Source organism: Pseudomonas sp., from assembly GCF_030696055.1.
Classification (GTDB): Bacteria; Pseudomonadota; Gammaproteobacteria; order Pseudomonadales; family Pseudomonadaceae; genus Aquipseudomonas.
In genome coordinates this window covers 1-1,719 of sequence record NZ_JAUYNP010000209.1, presented here as the reverse complement: position 1 = coordinate 1,719, position 1,719 = coordinate 1, and the positions used below count along the sequence as shown (strand labels likewise).

Genomic DNA, 1,719 nt, shown 5'->3' with positions numbered 1-1,719 from the left:
TCGCTTGACGACCATAGAGCATTGGAACCACCTGATCCCATCCCGAACTCAGTAGTGAAACGATGCATCGCCGATGGTAGTGTGGGGTTTCCCCATGTGAGAGTAGGTCATCGTCAAGCACCTATACCAAAACCCCCGATCAGGAAACTGGTCGGGGGTTTTACTTTGCGTCACGGAAACACCGTCGGCAACGAGCTGGTGGACTGAGTTGTTGTCACTACTTCGAATTGTTCACGCACGCACGCAGTTTGGCTGGTGGCGTGGCCACATATAGCGCCTAACGTTTGGTTAAGGGGCGGGCTTTAGCCCGTCCCAGTGAGCGCAGCGAACGATTTGAACCAATTGTTAGAGGTTAACTACGCAATTGGCCCTTAGAGCGGAGGGACTCAAGCTAGACCCTCGCTAAAAATAGAGTTAACAGTGGCATGCTGTTTATCTCTCTCATGAGACCCGGCAAAGACACTACCACCACTGACTTAATAATGTTAGTGAGATAAGCATTAGGCTGATAGCAACAGCCTTAGGAAAGGTGGCTCGCAGGATAAATATCGCGCACGCCAACATCAATAGAAAATAAACAGCATTTAAAAATATTATGTTTGTAACAACGCCAGAGAGAAATAAGCCTAAATACAGGCAGATAGTAATAATCGAAGCTGTGAAGCACTTTACAAAGCTCCGATCTTCGATTTTTAATATATATGCAAAAAACTTTAGAATTACAGAATTGAGCGCTGATCCTAGAAAAATTACCGCGATAGAATTCATTTTTAATCTCTAACGTTTGGTTAAGGGGCGGGCTTTAGCCCGTCCCAGTGAGCGAAGCGAACGATTTGAAGCAGTTGTTAGGCCTGGCCTGCTCGACACGGTAGCCGCCGCAACGTAGAAAGAAAAGGCTGACACCGCCGAGTTGGAAAGTGAACGCGGTAAGTTAATTGTTACGGTGTCCGGCATAAACCAACTCCTTTGAATAATGCCACTAACTATGCGATTTACTGGCGACGCGATGTTACGGGTAAAAACTAAGCCAGGAACTGTTCCCGGAGCTGCCTAACGTTTAGGTTAAGGGGCCGCGGTACGCGGTCCCAGAGAGCGAAGCGAACGATTTGAACCGCTTGTTAGAAGGCATCAGCGCGGTTGCCACTGTGGAGCCTAACGAACTCTTCAGCTTCTTTCATTGTATTTGGGTAGATTGCTTGTCCGCCATTTTCAATTTGTACGCTGTGATAGCGAAAGCCTGCATTAACAACAAACTCAATAACATGCCATGCAGCAGTATCGTCTTTCTTTGGCGCTTTGAACTTTCGACTTAGCTCAGTCATCTGCGCCCCACATTCGGGGCATTTGCTTGGTTTTTTTGAAGCCGGTTTTTTGTAGGATTTTCGACACTTGAAGCAAACGTTCGGGAAAAGGAACATTTGTGATGATCTCTCCGAAGTAAAGTGCTTGTAGGTATCGAGGTTTTCCATGGACTACCAGTGACTTCTAACGTTTAGGTTAAGGGGCCGCGGTACGCGGTCCCAGAGAGCGAAGCGAACGATTTGAACCGTTTGTTAGGCTTTTGACCTTGAACTGCTTTTTCGTGTGTTTGCATAACTGTTTTTACCTGAGGCTGATGCAGATTAAAAGCAAAATTTTCCTGGCTACTTTTTCCTGAGGTTGATGCGGATTAAAAGCCAAATTTCACTGAATTTTAATAGTTGCGTTGAACGCCGCGTA

Annotated in this window: 1 protein-coding gene and 1 rRNA gene; one reads left to right on the top strand and one right to left on the bottom strand. The window is 46.4% G+C overall.

The genetic code is table 11. From position 1 onward, the window contains the following. The first annotated feature begins 3 nt into the window (after positions 1 to 3). Positions 4 to 119 (top strand): 5S ribosomal RNA (gene rrf / locus Q8Q83_RS12010). A 999-nt stretch (positions 120 to 1,118) separates the two neighbouring features. On the opposite strand, the gene Q8Q83_RS12005 is transcribed toward rrf, so the two are convergent. Then, positions 1,119 to 1,469: a hypothetical protein gene (locus Q8Q83_RS12005; protein ID WP_305624006.1), complete on the bottom strand. Its 351-nt coding sequence runs from the start codon at positions 1,467 to 1,469 to the stop codon at positions 1,119 to 1,121. Positions 1,470 to 1,719: the final 250 nt, after the last annotated feature.